A 15,974-nucleotide genomic window follows, 5' to 3' on the forward strand; every position below is an offset into this window, starting at 1 on the left:
TCCTGCAAGAAACGGACGAACCCATGAGCACCCAAATCACTGACAACGCCAACGCCTCGGTAGCCCAGAATATTGCTCGGCTCAATCTGCTGGCTCCGGCTTCCACCTGTTCTACCGACCTGGCCTCCAGCCCGTGGGACACCCCTGCAGGCTACGGGCCAGGTGCCTCCCAGGAGGATTCGGTTCCAGCGGGTTACCCGGTGCAGGGTTCGATCCCGGAGGAGTATCTGGAGGCCAGCGACGCTGAGCTTGATACCCGCATCATGGCGGCCAAGGAAACCCTGGGGGACAGGGCAGTGATCCTCGGGCACTTCTACCAGCGCGATGAAGTCGTGAAGTACGCAGATTTCGTGGGTGACTCCTTCCAGCTGGCCAACGCCGCATTGACCCGTGACAAGGCCGAAGCCATCGTGTTCTGCGGGGTGCACTTCATGGCCGAAACGGCAGATATTCTCAGCCGTGAGGACCAGTCGGTGATCCTTCCGAATCTTGCAGCAGGCTGCTCCATGGCGGACATGGCAGACGGTCCGAGCGTGCAACAGTGCTGGGAAGAGCTCACCGCCCTGTATGCGGATGAAGCCGATGACGGGCGGATGCCGGTCATTCCGGTGACCTACATGAACTGCTCTGCAGAGCTCAAGGCCTTTGTCGGTCGCAACGGAGGACTGGTCTGCACATCCTCCAACGCTGCAACTGTTCTTCAGTGGGCTTTCGAGCGTGGTCGCCGTGTCCTGTTCTTCCCGGACCAGCACCTTGGACGCAACACCGCTAAGGCGATGGGCATTTCCCTGGAGCAGATGCCGATGTGGACTCCGCGCAAGGAATTAGGCGGAAACGAAGCCACCACCCTGCTCGATGCCAAGGTTATTTTGTGGCATGGCTTCTGCTCCGTGCACAAGCGCTTCAACCCCGCGCAGATCGCCAAGGCGCGTGAGGATTTCCCCGGCGTGCGCGTGATTGTGCATCCGGAATGCCCCATGGAAGTTGTGGACGCGGCAGATGAAGCAGGCTCTACCGACTACATCCAAAAGGCTATTGCCGCTGCTACCGAGCCAACCGCTTTTGCCATCGGCACCGAAATCAACATGGTCAACCGCTTGGCTGCCCAGTACCCGCAGCACAACATCTTCTGCCTGGACCCGGTGATCTGCCCCTGCTCCACGATGTACCGGATCCACCCGGGCTACCTTGCTTGGGTGCTCGAAGAGCTGGTTGCCGGACGAGTGGTCAACCAGATTTCCGTGCCGAAGGAACAGCAGGGGGATGCAAAGATCGCCCTGGAGCGCATGCTAGCTGCCAAGCCATGAGCCAGGGGCAACAAGAAGCGAAGAAGCTGGTGATCGTCGGCTCCGGTGTGGCCGGCCTGTGCGCTGCCTTGCAAGCGGTAGAGCTGGGCATCCAGCCGGTATTGCTGACCAAAGGGAAACTGGGGGACTCGAACTCCGAGCTCGCGCAGGGCGGGCTATCAGCTGTTACCGGAGCATCCATGGCCCAAGGCGACTCCGTGTCCAAACACGTTGCCGACACGCTCAAAGCTGGCGCTGGCCACTGCGGCGTGGGACCGGTGGAACACCTGTGTACCTCAGGCGACGAGCTAGTGCAGGCTTTGGAGTCCTATGCAGTGGCCTTTGACCGCGATGTAGACGGTTCCTACCAGCTTGGCCTTGAAGCCGCGCACAGCGCGCACCGGATTCTGCATATCAACGGGGATACCACCGGCGCTTCACTGGTGCAAACCCTGGTTGGTGCCGTGCGCCAGCTGGAGACTGCCAAGAAGCTCAGTATTATCGAGGACGCGCTTGCCACCGAACTGCAGCTGCAGGATGGAAGAGTCTCAGGGGTGCACTGCTTGCGCCACGATGCACAGCAGCTGCTCTCGTCCAGCGCAGTGCTGCTGGCTACCGGCGGACTGGGCCAGTTGTACTCAGCGACCACCAATCCCCGAGGAGCAACCGCCGACGGCCTGGGACTGGCCGCCCGGGCAGGTGCCGTCATCGCGGACGCCGAATTCGTCCAGTTCCACCCAACACTGGTTGACCCGGCCCGATATCCCGAAGCCGGGATGGTTTCCGAAGCCGTCCGTGGCGAGGGCGCCATCCTGGTCAATGACGCAGGGCAGCGGTTCATGCCTGGAATTCACCCGGACGCTGAGCTGGCACCTCGTGATGTCGTGGCCCGAGGCATCCATGAGCAGATCCAAGCCGGACACCAGGTGTACCTTGATGCGCGGGCCGTGGAAGAAACGCGCGGCGCTGGATTTCTCGCTCGCCGTTTCCCATCCATCACCGCCAAGCTCGCGAATTGCACCGCGGGCGGCTCCGGCCTGGACATGGCTCATGACCTGATTCCGGTGGTAGCGGCCCAGCACTACTTCATGGGCGGGATCTACACCGACATGTCAGGACGAACCTCTGTCCCCGGTCTTTATGCGGCCGGCGAATGCGCCAACACGACAGTCCACGGCGCCAACCGCCTAGCCAGCAATTCCTTGCTGGAGGCCATGGTTTTTGCGCGGAACGCCATTGCCGCCATGGCCAGCGAAGCTCCCGACGCCCGGTGCGATATCAGCGGGCTGGTGGTCCAGGAGATCAGCGCGCCAACTCCAGAAGCACCCCTGGATCTTGAACAGTTGCAGACGGCAGCCAGCAGCAAACTTGGCGTCTACCGCACCGGCGTGCAGCTCGAAGAAATGGTCAAGCTGCTAGCAGCGAGCGCACCTGTAGCTGCCACTGCGCGCGAGCAATCGGAACTGCGCAACCTGTGGATCACCGCACGGATCATCGCTGCAGGTTCCATGGCACGCACCAAAAGCCTGGGTGCGCACCATCGCTTGGATTCAAACGAATTCACCAGCAGCCAGCCAGATGAGGGCGTGCGCTATGGCTGGACTCTAAACCCAAGCGAGCTGGACAATGAAAACCTTTTGAGCAAGGAATTGAACGCGTGAACACTTCGACCCATCCGGTACCGAACGCCGCCATGGACCGCATCATCGAGCTGGCGCTCGCCGAGGATAATCCGCGCGGCGACATCACCGCGCTGACCATCGTTCCCGAAGGTGCGACAGCGACTGCTGTGGTGCAGGCCCGCCAGCCAGGCGTACTCTCCGGAGGAGCGGTATTCACCCGGACAATGCAGCTAGTTGATCTGCAGCTGGAGGTAGAGCAGCTGATTGCCGACGGAGACACGTTTGCCGCCGGTGACAGCTTGCTCAAGGTCACCGGTCCGGCGGCGAGCTTGCTGACCGCTGAACGCGTGGGGCTCAATCTCCTGCAGCGCATGAGTGCCATCGCCACGGCGACCGCTGAGCTCGTCGGCCTGGTTGCGCATACCAAAGCCCGCATTGTCGATACCCGGAAAACTACGCCAGGCCTTCGCGTCCTTGAACGCTACGCAGTGCGCTGCGGTGGAGGAGTCAACCACCGGGACAACCTGTCGGATGCTTTCATGGCCAAGGACAACCACCTGGCTTTGCTGGATAACGGAGAGCAACTTACCGCTTGCTTGAAATCCGTACGTGCGCGGCTGGGGCACACCACGTCGATGGAAGTGGAAGTGGATTCGATTGCGCAGATTCCAGCAGTGCTCTCCGCCGGCGTGGATATCATCATGCTGGATAACTTTGATCCGGCGGACATTCCCGCAGCCATTGAACTGATCAACGGGCAAGCGGTGGTCGAAGCCAGCGGAAATATCAACGCCGCAACAGTCGTGGCTGTCGCTGAAGCTGGTGTTGATGTCATTTCCTCGGGGGCCATTACGCACTCGGTGAAAGCGATTGACCTTGGACTGGATATGGTTATTGCATGATCTACATGGATGCCGCATCCACTGCGCCGCCTCGCCAAGACGTTCTCGACATGCTCAATCCGTTGCTGACCAAAGATTTCGGCAATCCGGCATCTTTGCATGAAGCAGGGCAGCAGGCCAAGCGGGCTAACGACTGGGCAAGAACCCAGGTGGCTAGCCAGCTGGGCGTGGCAGCAGAGGAAGTCTATTTCACTTCCGGCGGCACCGAGGGGGCCAATGCTGCCGTGATCGGGGCGGCTTTGGCCAACCCCCGCGGACGCGTGGTGGTCTCCAGTTCCATTGAGCATCCTGCGGTACTGGAAGCCTGCAAGTACCTTGTTGAATTCCACGGATTCGAACACCGCATCATCCCGGTATCGGCCACGGGGCTGGTCGATCTGGATGCGGCCGGCGCGCTGATCGATGCAGCTGTTGCCGTGGTTTCGGTGATGGCAGTGAACAATGAAGTCGGCACCATTCAACCGGTTGTGCAGGTTGCCCAACTGGCCCGCAACGCTGGGGCGATCATGCATACGGACGCCGTGCAGGCCGCCGGCTGGATCGATCTCAAGCCGTTGTGCGCCGCTGTGGACGCATTGAGCATTTCCGGGCACAAGCTCGGCAGCCTCAAGGGCAGCGGAGCACTGTACCTGTCCGCTAAGCATCGCTTTGTGCCGCTGCTGCACGGTGGCGGACAGCAGGGCGGAATGCGTTCGGGAACCGAGAACCCGGCCGCTGCCGTGGGCATAGCCGTGGCATTGCAGGCAGCGAGCGCACAGCGCGAAGCAGGACTGGGCGCGAGCTTTGGCCCGTACTTGGTTGAACGGATTCTCAAGGAGCTCAATGCCAAGCATCCGGGCAGCGTCCAGCTGACGGGGGATCCGGAACATCGTGTTGGAGGCATAGTCTCCTTCGTCTTCCCGAAGACCGCAGGCGAAACTGTGCTGATTGAATTGGCCCGCAGGGGAGTCCTATGCTCTTCAGGTTCTGCTTGCGCAGCGGGCTCGACCGATCCTTCGGCGGTACTCACTGCGATGGGCTATGAAGAAGAACTGGCCCATACAGCTGTCCGTCTTTCGTTCACGCGCACCGCAAAAGAAAATGAGATCAGCCAGGTGGCCTCGGCCGTAGTTTCCTGCGTCTCCGGGCTCTTAAGCTGAAAATCCCGCTTCCCGGAACAGAAAAGTTCTTGGAAGCAGGATTGCAGCCAGCCGATGCCGGTGCCCTAGCGCAAGTACGTGCCGGAGACCCAGCCGTTCTTCCCGGCATACTTCACCGGGTACCAACCGGACTTCTTCGAGCCGCGGATGGTCACCGTCTTCCCTTTGGGAATAGTGAGGATGACACGCTTGCCTGTTCCCGCGCCACTGCGCATGTTCAGGTTCGCGATGGTCTTCTTTGACGCGGACTTTGAGCTCTTGGGCTTGGTGGTCTTCGGCGCAGTCCCGGAGGAGGAGAAATTGCTCAGGTAGGTGCCAGAGACCCAGCCATTCTTGCCTGCGTACTTCACCGGGTACCAGCCGGACTTCTTTGCGCCGCGAAGGGCGACCTTCTTGCCATTCGGAATAGTGAGCACGACGCGATGGCTGGTGCCTGCCCCGGCACGCATATTCAAGTTCGCAGTGGTCTTGGCAGACTTGGCATTGCTGGTGCTCTGCTGAGGCGAGCTCTTCTTCGAATCCTTCTTCGGTGCTGCCGGCATCGAGATGTTCTTCAGGTACTTGCCCGATACCCAACCGGTTTTCGAGCTGTAGCGAACCTGGTACCAACCGGACTTCTTGGATCCGGTCAGCTGGACGCTCTTGCCTTTCGGGATGGTCAGCAACAGCCGGTTTCCGGCGCCTGCCCCGGTGCGCATATTCAGATTCGCGGTGGTCCGCGCGGTGCCCTTGGTCTGCTTGGGAGTGCTCTTGGCTTTCTTGCCAGAAACCCCATAGTAGGCTTCGAGGCTCTTGGCGCCAGAGTTCTTCACGCTCTTGGCCAAGGAGGTACCCAGGTAGCGGAAGTGCCACGGCTCGTAGGAGTAGCCCGTGACAGATTCCTGGCCCTTCTGGTAGCGCATGATGAAGCCGTACTTGTGTGCGTTCTTGCCGACCCACTTGCCCACGGGAGTGTTGGCGAAGCAGGCCTGCAAACCGCAAGCGCCGTTGGCATTTCCCACGTCAATGGCCAGGCCAGTCTGGTGCTCGCTGGTGCCCGGTACAGCGGAGATGCGTGATGCGTAGCTCTTGCCATAGATGCGGGTGTAGTAGTTGAACAGCTCAGCCTGGCGGTTGTATGAACGATAACCGCTGACAGCCCGGATCTTGACGCCGTCCTTCGCAGCTGCCTGGGCCATCTTGGTGTAGGCCTTGGCCGCCGAGGACTTCAGCCGGACATTGGTGTGCTTGACCGCTACCGTCTTCGGTGCGTACTTAACGGGACTGAGCGGGTACTTCTTGTTGACGAAGACGTCATCCTTGCTCGGATTGCGCTGGATTTTCTTGGCGGCAATCTGCAGTCCGCTATCAACTGCCAGTGCCTGAGCCTGTACCGCTGAAGTTGCTGGAGCAGGGGCTGCGGCTAGTGCCGGGGTTGCCGGAAGCACTGTTGCAAGCAGTGCGGCCGACAGGACGGCAGCCATTGAAGTCTTGAACGCCCGAGGCAGTTTCATGGAACTCTCCGATAGAGGTGACAAGCGATGCGACCATCATTCCATCATCTATCCATGACTCGTTCAAGACGTTACTGCAAACGTTAGAGAAGGAATAGTCTCGTTGGGCCCATCTTTTGAATGAACTAGCGGGGCAGTTCCACCCTTGGCGCCAGGCGCCGGCAACCAGTGGCTGCTGGCGGTGCGGAGATGGATAAACGGCCTCCCACTTGAGGCACCGCAAGTATTCGGTGGGCCGTGGCCGCAGGGTCTTCGCAACTGGATTTTCCAGTCGGCCAGGCGTGCCGCAAGGAGCACGGCCTGGGAAAATGCTCGCTGAACATTGCTTGCAAGAAGTCGCAATCCTCACGCCAGCCGCCAGGAAATGCCCCGTTCCTGGAGTCAAGTTGGTGGAAGAACACGAAGGGCCAATTTTTCTAGCTCGGCGAGATTTGGTAGGTTTGCGTGCATGCGTATCCGTCCAGAAGTCTTCGATGACCGAGCTGCGGTGTATGCAATAACCCATGCTGCGTTCTCCGGCATCGATCCGATGGTTGAGCCTGAGGAAGTCGGACTGCTGCAGCGTCTATTCGACTGCGACCAGTACGATAACCGTTTCTCAATCGTTGCCCTGGATGACACAACGGTCATTGGGCACGTCATCGCTACATGGGGAGAAGTGGACGGGGAACCCTTGCTGGGACTCGGCCCGCTAGCAGTCGCCCCGGAATACCAGCACCGAGGTGTCGGGTCGATCCTGATGCAAGAAATTCATGACAAGGCCGAGCAAGAAAGCATCAGCGGTATCGTTCTGCTGGGCGCCCCTGGCTACTACCGCCGCTTCGGCTACGAAGCTGCGCAAGGTCGCGGGATCCTGCCTACGCGCACCGCATGGGGCGAGCACTTCATGGTGCGGGTCTTCGACGATAACCGCCTGCCGCGCGGCAACTACCGCTATGCCAAGCCGTTTGGCGTCTAAGCGCTAATTTTCGCTGGGAATTTTCCCATATCTCTTGTCACTAGTGCTCTTCGGGCGTAAACCTGTCTTATGGAACCACATGAAGAGCTTCGCGAACTGTCCTTCACCGTGTCGGGAATCATTTCCAAATCGATCAGGCAAGTATACGAAGCTGTGGCTGATCCAGAACAGCTTTCCCATTACTTCACTACCGGCGGAGCAGTCGGGCACATGAAAAACGGTGCTACCGTGACCTGGGACTTCCATGATTTCCCCGGCCCGTTCCCGGTCAAGATCGTGGAAGTGGAAGAGCCAAAGCGCATTGTCCTGCAATGGGGCGGCCAGCAATCCACCGCTGCCGATGGTATGAATACCGTGACGTTCGAATTCGCTTCTCTGGAAGACAGTACCCGAACCAAGGTGACCATCAGCGAGGCCAGCTGGGTGGCGACCTCCGAAGGAGCCAAGGCTGCCTTTGGGAATTGCGAGGGGTGGACCGGGATGCTGGCCGCGATGAAGGCGTGGCTGGAATACGGGATCAACCTCCGCGAGGGGTTCTACAAATAGCCGGGATCGGCAGCTAGCGGCGGCGCTGGTAGTAGACGTGCGTGGCAAGCGTCGTTTCGCGCCGTGACACGCGGTCCATATGCGTTTCTATATCTTCAACGCTGATCGGTTCGCCATGCCCGAGGCGGATGGGCGCGATATGCAGCCGCAGCTCGTCAATGAGGCCGGCTCGCAAGAACTGCACAATGGTGTTTGCTCCACCGGCGATGGCCACTGGATTCTCTCCCGCCGCTTCCTGGGCTTCGGCGAGGGCTTCCTCAATCCCATCGGGGACGAATTGGAAGCTGGTCCCGCCCTCCAGGCAGAGCATCGGCTTCGGATGGTGGCTGAGCACGAAGACCGGGGCATGGTACGGAGGGGTTTCTCCCCACCACGCGATCCAGTCGGCGTCTTCCTCCCCGGCTGGAGGGCCGAACATCTTGCTCCCCATGATGAAAGCCGAGGCCTGGGTAATAGCGGATATTTCCGCCTGGTTCTCTTCGAGGCGCTCAAACTGCCAGCGGTGCAGGGCTTCGGCTCCTTCGCCCAGCGGATTATCCATGCTCTGATGGGGTCCAGCGCAGAATCCGTCCAGGGAGACGGTGACATCGCAAACTACCGAGCCCATGGCAAATGCCTCGATTCAACCTGTATGCCGGCGGGAGAGTGGCTACTCCTACAATGAACCTGCCCGGAGGCAGAATCAAGCCCAAGTCCGGGACAATGCAGCCGGACGCCTAGCTCTCCACGTCTTTTGGCGCACCGGCAACATTCCACAGCGACAAGTGGTATTTCCGGATCAGCGCTGCTTCCAGGAGCAGGGCCGCCTTGCGGTGGATGCAGGTGACCCACCGGCCTTCAAGGTTCAAGCGGTCAATGGCCAGGCGTGCCACTTGCTGGATTGAGCGGGATTCACTGCGGTCCGCCTCGATTGCCAGGTCCCGCAGCCACTGGGGATCCGCTAGTCCTTCGTCAAAAGCGTATTTGCCCATGCCGGAGGTCGCGCCCTTGCCGCTGGAATAGATCTTCAGTCTTCCGCGAAGTCCCTTGCCGCTGCGTTCGCCAGCCTGGCCCACGTAGATTGGCTCATGTTCCGAGGCGCCCGCGCGGCGGAACATGTAGACACCCGGGGCCACTGGCGCCGAGTCGGCGGTGGCTTCAAAGGAATCCCACGGCGACCAATCCAGGGATTCAATGACCTGGTCGTCAATGGGAGTGAGGGAAATTTCCAGCCCCGGCGCGCCGGCGAACTGAAGCTGGGTCTGCAAGGAGGCGGAAACATGCCAATTGCCACCTGGCTGAGGCGGCTTCTGGATGGCGCCCTTGGGACGATGCTGGCGCAGATAGCTGCGCAACTCCTTGGTTTCTACGCCAAGGGTGCTGGCAGCTTCTTCCAAGCTGAATAGCTTTTCGTCCTTCAAGAGTGTTCTGCCTTCTGTGCGCCGTGATTGAACAGTTGATGCTGAATCAATTTAATCCCATGGAATGCCCGGGAGCCCGGAAGGAGCTGCCTATGGCATGTCCTTCCGGGCTGGGGCAAAAGCTACTGCACCGCTTCACGCAGTTTGGTGCTCAAGCGTTCCAACTCATGGAATTCTTCTTCGGTCAGTGCGGTGCCCAGCAAATTGTGCAGATGCTTGACGTGCTCCCTTCCGATTTCCTGCTGGAGCTTGCGGCCTGCCTCGGTCAGCGAGAGCTGCATGGCACGGTGGTCATCCGGGTCGGCCTCGCGAACTACCAGCCCCTGGTCTTCCAATCGGGTGACCATGCGGCTGAGGCTGGGCTGCGAAATCAGCAACTGCTTGTTCAGGTCTACCATCCGGCTTTTGCCGCCGGGGCAGGTGCGCAAGTTGAACAGCACGTCGTACTCGCGCATGGACAGCTTGCCGAACTCCGGCATTGCGGTGATCTGGCGCATGACCGCCACCTGTGCCCGGAAAAGCGCCTCCCAGGCATCGGTGGCGACCTTCAATGAGGCTGCTGGATTACTGGTCCCGGTCACTTGCTACAGGCTCCTTGGTGTTTGCTTGCTCAGCTTCCAGTTTAGCGTCGCGAGCAGCAACCAATCCCGCATGGGTAGGTGCCGGGGTAAGGTCCTTCGGTGCCCGGGATTCCATTTCCTTGCGCAGTTCAGGCAGCACGTACTCGCCGAACAGGTCCAGCTGGTTCAGCACGGTCTTCAGCGGCAGGCCGGCATGGTCGATGAGGAACAGCTGGCGCTGGTAGCTGCCGAAGTACTCCTGGAAGGACAGCGTCTTCTCCAGCACCTGCTGCGGGGAGCCAACGGTCAGCGGGGTCTGGGAGGTGAAGTCTTCCAGCGACGGGCCATGGCCGTAGACCGGGGCGTTATCGAAGTACGGGCGGAATTCCTTGACTGCCTGCTGGGAATCCTTGGCCATGTAGAACTGGCCGCCCAGGCCAACCACGGCCTGGTCGGCGCGTCCGTGCCCATAGTGCTCGTAGCGCTCGCGGTACAGGTTGATCAGCTGCTGGTAGTGCTCCTTTGGCCAGAAGATGTTGTTGGCGAAGAAGCCGTCACCGTAGTAGGCGGCGATTTCTGCTACCTGCGGGGTGCGGATCGAGCCGTGCCAGACGAATGGTGCCACGTCATCGAGCGGGCGCGGGGTCGAGGTGAAGTTCTGCAGCGGGGTGCGGAACTTGCCTTCCCAGTTCACCACGTCCTCATCCCACAGGCGGCGCAGCAGGTGGTAGTTCTCCACGGTCAGGTTGACCGAGTCCTGCATGTTCTTGCCGAACCATGGGTAGACCGGCCCGGTGTTGCCGCGGCCCAGAACCAGGTCCACTCGGCCATCTGCCAGGTGCTGGAGCATGGCGAAGTCCTCGGCGATCTTCACCGGGTCATTGGTGGTGATCAGCGTGGTCGTGGTGGAAAGGATGATGCGCTCGGTCTGGGCGGCAATGTAGGCCAGGGTGGTGGTAGGGGAGGAGGAGAAGAACGGGCGGTTGTGGTGCTCGCCGATGGCGTAGACGTCCATGCCGATTTCTTCGACCTTCTTGGCGATCGCCACCGAAGCGTCGATGCGCTCTTTTTCGGTAGGGATGCGGCCGGTAGTCGGGTCGCGGGTGATGTCGCTGACTGAGAATACTCCGAATTGCATGTCCACTCCTGTTTTCCTGGTGCAAGCGTTATGTCCTGCCACCAATTTATATGCGTATGCATGTAATAACAAGTTGATGCGTCAAATATTCCCGGCCCCTCGGAGATGTTTCTTCCTGGTGTGCACCGACTGCCTGGTGCCCGCCGCACTGCCGGCAACATCTAATGAGTCAATGCGCCAATGAGCAAAGAGTCAACGGCGGGTGGGGATGAAACCGCCACCCCAGAACAAGTTGCCTTGCTCGTGGGCCGGTTCCAAAGAGGGCTGCCTTGGCGCGCACTGGCAATTGCGCCTGTGCTTGCGCAACTGGCGCGAAGCCCGTCGCAGCTGGCGCGCAGTCAGCGTGGACCCGGTATCCGTACCGGACTGCTGCTCCTGGATGCGAGCGAACAAGATGGTGCATGGCGGAATCTGGGTTGCGTTCATGAGTTGGCCTTTCGTAGAAGTTCATACGACAGCCAACAGGCTCCAGCTAACTTGAGGTCAAGCGGCCGGACCTGAATAATTCCTCATATGACATCCTCCAGCGACTCCGCAGCTCCAACAAGGAAAAGCCAATTAGGCATCGGGGATCTCGCTCGGCGCGCCGGAGTATCAGTGGCCGCGATCAGGTACTACGAGTCGCGGAACCTGATTTTCTCCACGCGGACCAACGGGAACATGCGCGTGTTCCCCAAGCACACGTTGCGCAGGCTGGCGATTATCGCTGCTGGCCAGCGCGTGGGCCTGACCCTGGCTGAAATCGCCGGCACATTGGGCGAGCTGCCCGAGGACCGGGCGCCGCGGCAGAGTGAATGGGAACAGCTCAGCACGCATTGGAAGCAGATCATCGATCGCCGCATGCTCCAGCTCGAATCGCTGCGGGATTCGCTGGATGGATGCATCGGCTGCGGATGCCTGTCGATCAAGAATTGCTCGCTGGTCAACCCCGGAGACGAGGCTGCCGCGGAAGGCGAAGGCTCTCGCTGGATCCGCAAACTCGACGCGAACTCCAGCCACGGGGTTACCGGCGCCGTGGAGTGACGATTCCGCCCTGATAGGCAATCAGGGCGGCCTCCACGCGGTTGCGCGCCCCGAGCTTGAGCAGGATCGCGGTCATATGCCCCTTGACTGTCGCCTCGGTGAGCACCAGCCGGGCGGCGATCTCCGCGTTGGACAGGCTCTGGCCCACCAGCGCCAGGACCTCGCGTTCGCGCACGGTCAAGCCGTGGACCAGGGACCGGGCCCGGGACTGCGCGGCGGTGTCGATCCCGCGCACCTTGTCGATCACCCTCCGGGCAATGCGCGGGGAGAGCGCCGCGGCGCCTTCGGCCACGGCATGGATGGCGCCAAGCAGTTCCTCGGGTCCCGAGCTCTTGAGCATGAATCCGCAGGCTCCGCCGGACATGGCCCGGTCGATGTATTCCTCCTCGCCGAAGGTGGTCAGGACCAGCACCTTGGTTTCCGGAGCCTGGCCCAGGATTGCTTCCATGGCTCCCAGCCCGTCGAGCTGCGGCATGCGGATATCCATCAGGATCACCGAGGGGTCCAGGCGCGCGGCCAGTTCGATGGCGCGCACCCCGTTCTCCGCTTCCCCGGCAATGGCGATGCCCGGGTCGCTGGACAGGATTGCGCGCAGCCCGGCGCGGATCAGCGCATCGTCATCCACCAGCAGGACGCTGACGGGGGTATCCATGCTCATCTGCAGTTCCTTTGGCTAGCCGGCGGGGTAGAGGTGGTCGGTGGAAACCAGTACGTTTTCGGCGAAGCACAGGCGGAACATCTCGCTGCCCAGATCCAGCAGCCCGGTCCGGGCCGCATAGTAGCGGCACTGCGCATTCCCTGGCGGTGCGGGCTCGTCGATCACGGGAAGCGGTTCATCCAGGCCCGGGGCGTGGACCAGCGAAGCAACCTGCCGTGCGTCCATGCCCACCGAGAGCTTCTGGAAGTCCGAGGGGTGCAGGGCGGTGGCCTGGTAGGTGGCATGCTGCAACAGCAGCAGGGCCGCGGCAATCACCGTGACGGCGAGGACCGGCATCAGCACCAGCATCGAGGTGCTCGTGCGCTTCACCGGAGGCTGCACCCCGGCAGGTGCCGGGTGCGGGGATGCCTGGGCAATGGAAGCGCGCAGTTCGAAACGCTCCGTGGTGCGGTGCACCGCCAGCGAGCCTCCGGCAGCTTCGAGGGTGCCGCGCAGCGAAGCTATCCCGGTGGCCCCAACCCGGCTGGGAGGCAGGGGGCCATGCAGCGGATTGGAAATGCTCAGCACCGCCTGCTCCGAACGCGTATCGAGCTCGAGGTCCACCTCGGCGTGCGGCGCGTACTTCGCCGCATTGGTCAGCGCCTCCTGGGCCACCTGGCGCAGCACCGCGGCCCACCGGATGGACCCGGGGGCCTGGAGCGAGGGGCCCTTCCGGGAGAAATTGATCTTCATGCCCTTGGCCCGGGCCTGTTCGACCAGCTGCTCCAGCGATGAACCTGCCGGGCCCAGCGGCGCTTGTTCGCCGTCCTCGTGCAGCACCCCGATGATCTGGTGCAGATGCTCAATGGAGTCATCGGCCTGCTCGCGGATCCGCTTTGCCTGTTCGTAGGCCGGCGTGCCCTTTTCCAAGGACACCTGCAGCCCGCCGGTGGACAGCGCCAGCAGCGCCAGATCGTGGCCCAGCTGGTCATGCATGGCTTCGGCAATGCGCGCCCTTTCCCGCAGCTCGGCTTGCACCACCACATGCCGGCGCTCCTGGCTGCGGAACAGCACCGCATTGCGCCGCGCCCGGCCCGCCCACCAGGGCAGCAGTGCAAAGAGCACCAGGCCGGTAAGGATATTCAGTGCGAAGGCCAGCAGGCTCAGGTGCGAGGACCATGCCAGCGTCACCCCGGAGGCCAGCGTCCCTGCCCCGAGGGCCAGCAATCCATGGGCCAGCGCGGACACATGCCGTCCGGCCAGGTAGCTGCAGGCCGCGGCCAGGGGAGCGAGCACAACCCAGGCCCCGTTCGTGGAGATGGGAACCAGATAGGCGCACAGGGCCAGCAGCAGCAACAGGACCGGCTGCTTCCACGAGGTAGTCATGATCAACATGCTACGCAGAATCGGCGCAGCCAGACACCGACCAAGGTAGGGGTTCGGGGCCGCGCGTTGGCCGACTTCCAGCCGGTGCGCGGCAGCCCGGGCGAATCCTAGGGTTGAGCGCAGAACCAAAGGAGCACACCATGATCGCACTTGAAGCGCTGAGCAAGGACTTCGGCGCCACCCGCGCCGTCAATGCGCTGACCGCCACCATAGAACCCGGGCAGGTGACCGGATTCCTCGGACCCAACGGGGCCGGCAAATCGACCACCATGCGGATGATCCTCGGACTGGACGCGCCAAGCAGCGGGCGGGCACTGGTCAATTCGGTTCCCTACGCGCAGCTGCGCTACCCGCTGCAGGTTCTCGGAGCGCACATCTGCGGCACGGCGGGGCACCCGGGGCACACCCCGCGCACCTTCCTCGCATCCCTGGCGCAAAGCAACCGGATCCCGGCAACCCGGGTGGATGAGGCACTGGCCGACGTCGGGCTGCAGTCCGTGGGCACCCAGCGGATCGGCGGATTCTCGCTGGGCATGCGCCAGCGCCTGGGCATTGCCGCGGCGCTGCTGGGCGACCCCGAGATCCTGGTCCTGGACGAGCCGATGAACGGGCTGGATGCCGAAGGGATCGTCTGGATCAGGCAGCTGCTGCGCGCCCGGGCGGATCGCGGCGGGACCGTCTTCGTCTCCAGCCACCTGATGAGCGAGGTGCAGCAGGTCGCGGACCAGCTGATCCTGATAGGCCGTGGAGAGCTGATCGCCCAAGCCCCCACCAGGGAGCTGATCAGGCAATTCACCCAGCAGGTCATTACGGTGCGCTCGCCGCAGCTCGCGGCGCTCGCCGGACTCCTGCAGCGACCGGGCATCGAGCTGAACGCTGGCGAGGACCGGCTGGAGGTCATCGGCCTGCCGCTGGAAAATGTCGGTGGGCTGGCCTTCGCCCATGGCATCGAGCTGCATGAACTGAGCGTTGCCCACGGATCGCTGGAAAACGCCTACAACCAATTGACGCATGGCATGGTGGAGTACTCCGCCGAATCAGCTAGGGGAGCGGGAAGCAAATGAGCACGCTGCAGATCAAAGAATCCTCATCCGGATACCTGGGCGCAGAGCTGCTGGCGGCGGCGCGCGCCGAGGCCGCTAAATTCTTCGGGCTGCGTTCGCTGCTCTGGCTTTATGCCTCGGGAATCGCGTTGTCCATCGCCCTGGGGTGGCTGCTGGGTGCCAGCGCGAAAGCCAGCGGGGACAATGGCTTCGACACGGCGATGCCCGCCCCGCTGATGGTTTTCGCAACCCTGCAATTCGGCCAGCTGTTTTTCGCTGCCGCCGCGGCCCTGCACATCACCAGCGAGTACTCCAGCGGCACCATCACCACCTCCTTGCAAGCGGTACCGCACCGCGGGCTGCTGCTGGCAGCGAAGTCGATGCTTCTCTCCGGGCTCGGTTTCGCTGCCGGGGTGGCCGTAATCGGCGTGGGCACCATCCCGGCAGCGCTCAGCGCGGGGCCGTACGGTACCTTCACCTTCTCCGACCTGGTTTCGGCTTGCCTGGGCGCCGGAACCTACCTGGCGCTGCTGAGCTTGATGGTGCTCGGGCTCGGGCTGCTGTGCCGGAACTCGGCCGGGGCGATCGTCTCGGCGATCATGCTGGTGACCGGGCTGCCGCAGATCCTGCAGCTGATTCCCTTCTCATGGGTGCAGACGGTGGCCGACTACCTGCCCAGCAATGCGGCGACGTTCATGGCCACCGGCGCCACCGAACCCTATGTGCCGACGGTGGCGCTGCTGGTGCTGGCAGGCTGGGCCGTGGCCCTGCTCGGAGCCGGATATGTTTCGCTGAAGCGGCGCGACGCCTAGCCGCAGGCAGGGGGCAGCGGGGTATCGGG

At 62.1% G+C, this 15,974-nt stretch carries 17 protein-coding genes; 9 read left to right on the plus strand and 8 right to left on the minus strand.

What is annotated here, in order from left to right; genetic code table 11:
• Window positions 1-23: 23 nt before the first annotated feature.
• From nadA to ACNPN0_RS09000, 4 genes are read left to right on the plus strand one after another with little or no spacing between them, the layout of a single operon-like run.
• On the plus strand, window positions 24-1,307 hold the full coding sequence (gene nadA / locus ACNPN0_RS08985) for a quinolinate synthase NadA (RefSeq protein WP_448937884.1): 1,284 nt from the start codon (window positions 24-26) through the stop codon (window positions 1,305-1,307).
• A complete protein-coding gene (nadB, locus tag ACNPN0_RS08990; protein WP_448937883.1) occupies window positions 1,304-2,947 on the plus strand; it encodes an L-aspartate oxidase in 1,644 nt (547 codons plus the stop codon). The genes nadA and nadB overlap by 4 nt, the downstream gene beginning before the upstream one ends.
• On the plus strand, window positions 2,944-3,810 hold the full coding sequence (gene nadC / locus ACNPN0_RS08995; protein WP_448937882.1) for a carboxylating nicotinate-nucleotide diphosphorylase: 867 nt from the start codon (window positions 2,944-2,946) through the stop codon (window positions 3,808-3,810). The genes nadB and nadC overlap by 4 nt, the downstream gene beginning before the upstream one ends.
• Window positions 3,807-4,949 (plus strand): cysteine desulfurase family protein, encoded by a 1,143-nt coding sequence (locus tag ACNPN0_RS09000; protein WP_448937881.1) that lies wholly within the window; start codon window positions 3,807-3,809, stop codon window positions 4,947-4,949. Before nadC ends, ACNPN0_RS09000 begins: the two co-directional genes overlap by 4 nt.
• A 65-nt stretch (window positions 4,950-5,014) precedes the next feature.
• On the opposite strand, the gene ACNPN0_RS09005 is transcribed toward ACNPN0_RS09000, so the two are convergent.
• Entirely contained in the window at window positions 5,015-6,442 is a 1,428-nt protein-coding gene (locus ACNPN0_RS09005) for a D-alanyl-D-alanine carboxypeptidase family protein (RefSeq protein WP_448937880.1), read from the minus strand.
• Window positions 6,443-6,890: 448 nt separating this feature from the next.
• Here ACNPN0_RS09005 and ACNPN0_RS09010 point away from each other — a divergent pair, with 448 nt between their 5' ends.
• Complete coding sequence (locus ACNPN0_RS09010; RefSeq protein WP_448937879.1) at window positions 6,891-7,400, plus strand: GNAT family N-acetyltransferase; 510 nt, start codon at window positions 6,891-6,893, stop codon at window positions 7,398-7,400.
• Window positions 7,401-7,469: 69 nt separating this feature from the next.
• Window positions 7,470-7,946 carry an SRPBCC domain-containing protein gene (locus tag ACNPN0_RS09015; protein WP_448937878.1) on the plus strand — a complete coding sequence of 159 codons (477 nt, stop codon included), beginning with the start codon at window positions 7,470-7,472 and terminating at the stop codon, window positions 7,944-7,946.
• Window positions 7,947-7,959: 13 nt separating this feature from the next.
• Here ACNPN0_RS09015 and ACNPN0_RS09020 read toward each other — a convergent pair whose 3' ends face one another.
• From ACNPN0_RS09020 to ACNPN0_RS09040, 5 genes are all read right to left on the minus strand, one after another.
• On the minus strand, window positions 7,960-8,553 hold the full coding sequence (locus tag ACNPN0_RS09020) for a dihydrofolate reductase family protein (protein WP_448937877.1): 594 nt from the start codon (window positions 8,551-8,553) through the stop codon (window positions 7,960-7,962).
• A gap of 109 nt (window positions 8,554-8,662) precedes the next feature.
• A complete protein-coding gene (locus ACNPN0_RS09025) occupies window positions 8,663-9,346 on the minus strand; it encodes a hypothetical protein (protein WP_448937876.1) in 684 nt (227 codons plus the stop codon).
• Between the two features lie 122 nt (window positions 9,347-9,468).
• Window positions 9,469-9,927 carry a MarR family winged helix-turn-helix transcriptional regulator gene (locus tag ACNPN0_RS09030; protein WP_105658053.1) on the minus strand — a complete coding sequence of 153 codons (459 nt, stop codon included), beginning with the start codon at window positions 9,925-9,927 and terminating at the stop codon, window positions 9,469-9,471.
• Complete coding sequence (locus ACNPN0_RS09035; RefSeq protein ID WP_448937875.1) at window positions 9,911-11,044, minus strand: LLM class flavin-dependent oxidoreductase; 1,134 nt, start codon at window positions 11,042-11,044, stop codon at window positions 9,911-9,913. The genes ACNPN0_RS09030 and ACNPN0_RS09035 overlap by 17 nt, the downstream gene beginning before the upstream one ends.
• A 192-nt stretch (window positions 11,045-11,236) precedes the next feature.
• Entirely contained in the window at window positions 11,237-11,470 is a 234-nt protein-coding gene (locus ACNPN0_RS09040) for a hypothetical protein (protein ID WP_448937874.1), read from the minus strand.
• Between the two features lie 87 nt (window positions 11,471-11,557).
• On the opposite strand from ACNPN0_RS09040, the gene soxR reads away from it, so the two are divergent.
• Entirely contained in the window at window positions 11,558-12,067 is a 510-nt protein-coding gene (gene soxR, locus ACNPN0_RS09045) for a redox-sensitive transcriptional activator SoxR (RefSeq protein ID WP_448937873.1), read from the plus strand.
• Here soxR and ACNPN0_RS09050 read toward each other — a convergent pair.
• Together ACNPN0_RS09050 and ACNPN0_RS09055 are read right to left on the minus strand one after the other, a co-directional pair.
• Window positions 12,048-12,725, minus strand: coding sequence for a response regulator (locus ACNPN0_RS09050; protein WP_448937872.1), 678 nt, complete (start codon window positions 12,723-12,725; stop codon window positions 12,048-12,050). The genes soxR and ACNPN0_RS09050 overlap by 20 nt on opposite strands.
• Before the next feature lie 15 nt (window positions 12,726-12,740).
• A complete protein-coding gene (locus ACNPN0_RS09055) occupies window positions 12,741-14,090 on the minus strand; it encodes a sensor histidine kinase (protein ID WP_448937871.1) in 1,350 nt (449 codons plus the stop codon).
• A gap of 140 nt (window positions 14,091-14,230) precedes the next feature.
• Here ACNPN0_RS09055 and ACNPN0_RS09060 point away from each other — a divergent pair, with 140 nt between their 5' ends.
• Together ACNPN0_RS09060 and ACNPN0_RS09065 are read left to right on the plus strand one after the other, a co-directional pair.
• Complete coding sequence (locus ACNPN0_RS09060; RefSeq protein ID WP_448937870.1) at window positions 14,231-15,154, plus strand: ATP-binding cassette domain-containing protein; 924 nt, start codon at window positions 14,231-14,233, stop codon at window positions 15,152-15,154.
• Window positions 15,151-15,945: a hypothetical protein gene (locus ACNPN0_RS09065; RefSeq protein WP_448937869.1), complete on the plus strand. Its 795-nt coding sequence runs from the start codon at window positions 15,151-15,153 to the stop codon at window positions 15,943-15,945. The genes ACNPN0_RS09060 and ACNPN0_RS09065 overlap by 4 nt, the downstream gene beginning before the upstream one ends.
• Window positions 15,946-15,974: the final 29 nt, after the last annotated feature.

The organism is Glutamicibacter sp. AGC84, assembly GCF_053543575.1.

Coding starts and splice junctions, on each gene's coding strand:
- nadA (WP_448937884.1), top strand. CDS start 24: ATGAGCACCCAAATCACTGACAACGCCAACGCCTCGGTAGCCCAGAAT.
- nadB (WP_448937883.1), top strand. CDS start 1,304: ATGAGCCAGGGGCAACAAGAAGCGAAGAAGCTGGTGATCGTCGGCTCC.
- ACNPN0_RS09000 (WP_448937881.1), top strand. CDS start 3,807: ATGATCTACATGGATGCCGCATCCACTGCGCCGCCTCGCCAAGACGTT.
- ACNPN0_RS09005 (WP_448937880.1), bottom strand. CDS start 6,442: ATGAAACTGCCTCGGGCGTTCAAGACTTCAATGGCTGCCGTCCTGTCG.
- ACNPN0_RS09010 (WP_448937879.1), top strand. CDS start 6,891: ATGCGTATCCGTCCAGAAGTCTTCGATGACCGAGCTGCGGTGTATGCA.
- ACNPN0_RS09015 (WP_448937878.1), top strand. CDS start 7,470: ATGGAACCACATGAAGAGCTTCGCGAACTGTCCTTCACCGTGTCGGGA.
- ACNPN0_RS09020 (WP_448937877.1), bottom strand. CDS start 8,553: ATGGGCTCGGTAGTTTGCGATGTCACCGTCTCCCTGGACGGATTCTGC.
- ACNPN0_RS09035 (WP_448937875.1), bottom strand. CDS start 11,044: ATGCAATTCGGAGTATTCTCAGTCAGCGACATCACCCGCGACCCGACT.
- ACNPN0_RS09040 (WP_448937874.1), bottom strand. CDS start 11,470: ATGAACGCAACCCAGATTCCGCCATGCACCATCTTGTTCGCTCGCATC.
- soxR (WP_448937873.1), top strand. CDS start 11,558: ATGACATCCTCCAGCGACTCCGCAGCTCCAACAAGGAAAAGCCAATTA.
- ACNPN0_RS09050 (WP_448937872.1), bottom strand. CDS start 12,725: ATGAGCATGGATACCCCCGTCAGCGTCCTGCTGGTGGATGACGATGCG.
- ACNPN0_RS09055 (WP_448937871.1), bottom strand. CDS start 14,090: ATGACTACCTCGTGGAAGCAGCCGGTCCTGTTGCTGCTGCTGGCCCTG.
- ACNPN0_RS09060 (WP_448937870.1), top strand. CDS start 14,231: ATGATCGCACTTGAAGCGCTGAGCAAGGACTTCGGCGCCACCCGCGCC.
- ACNPN0_RS09065 (WP_448937869.1), top strand. CDS start 15,151: ATGAGCACGCTGCAGATCAAAGAATCCTCATCCGGATACCTGGGCGCA.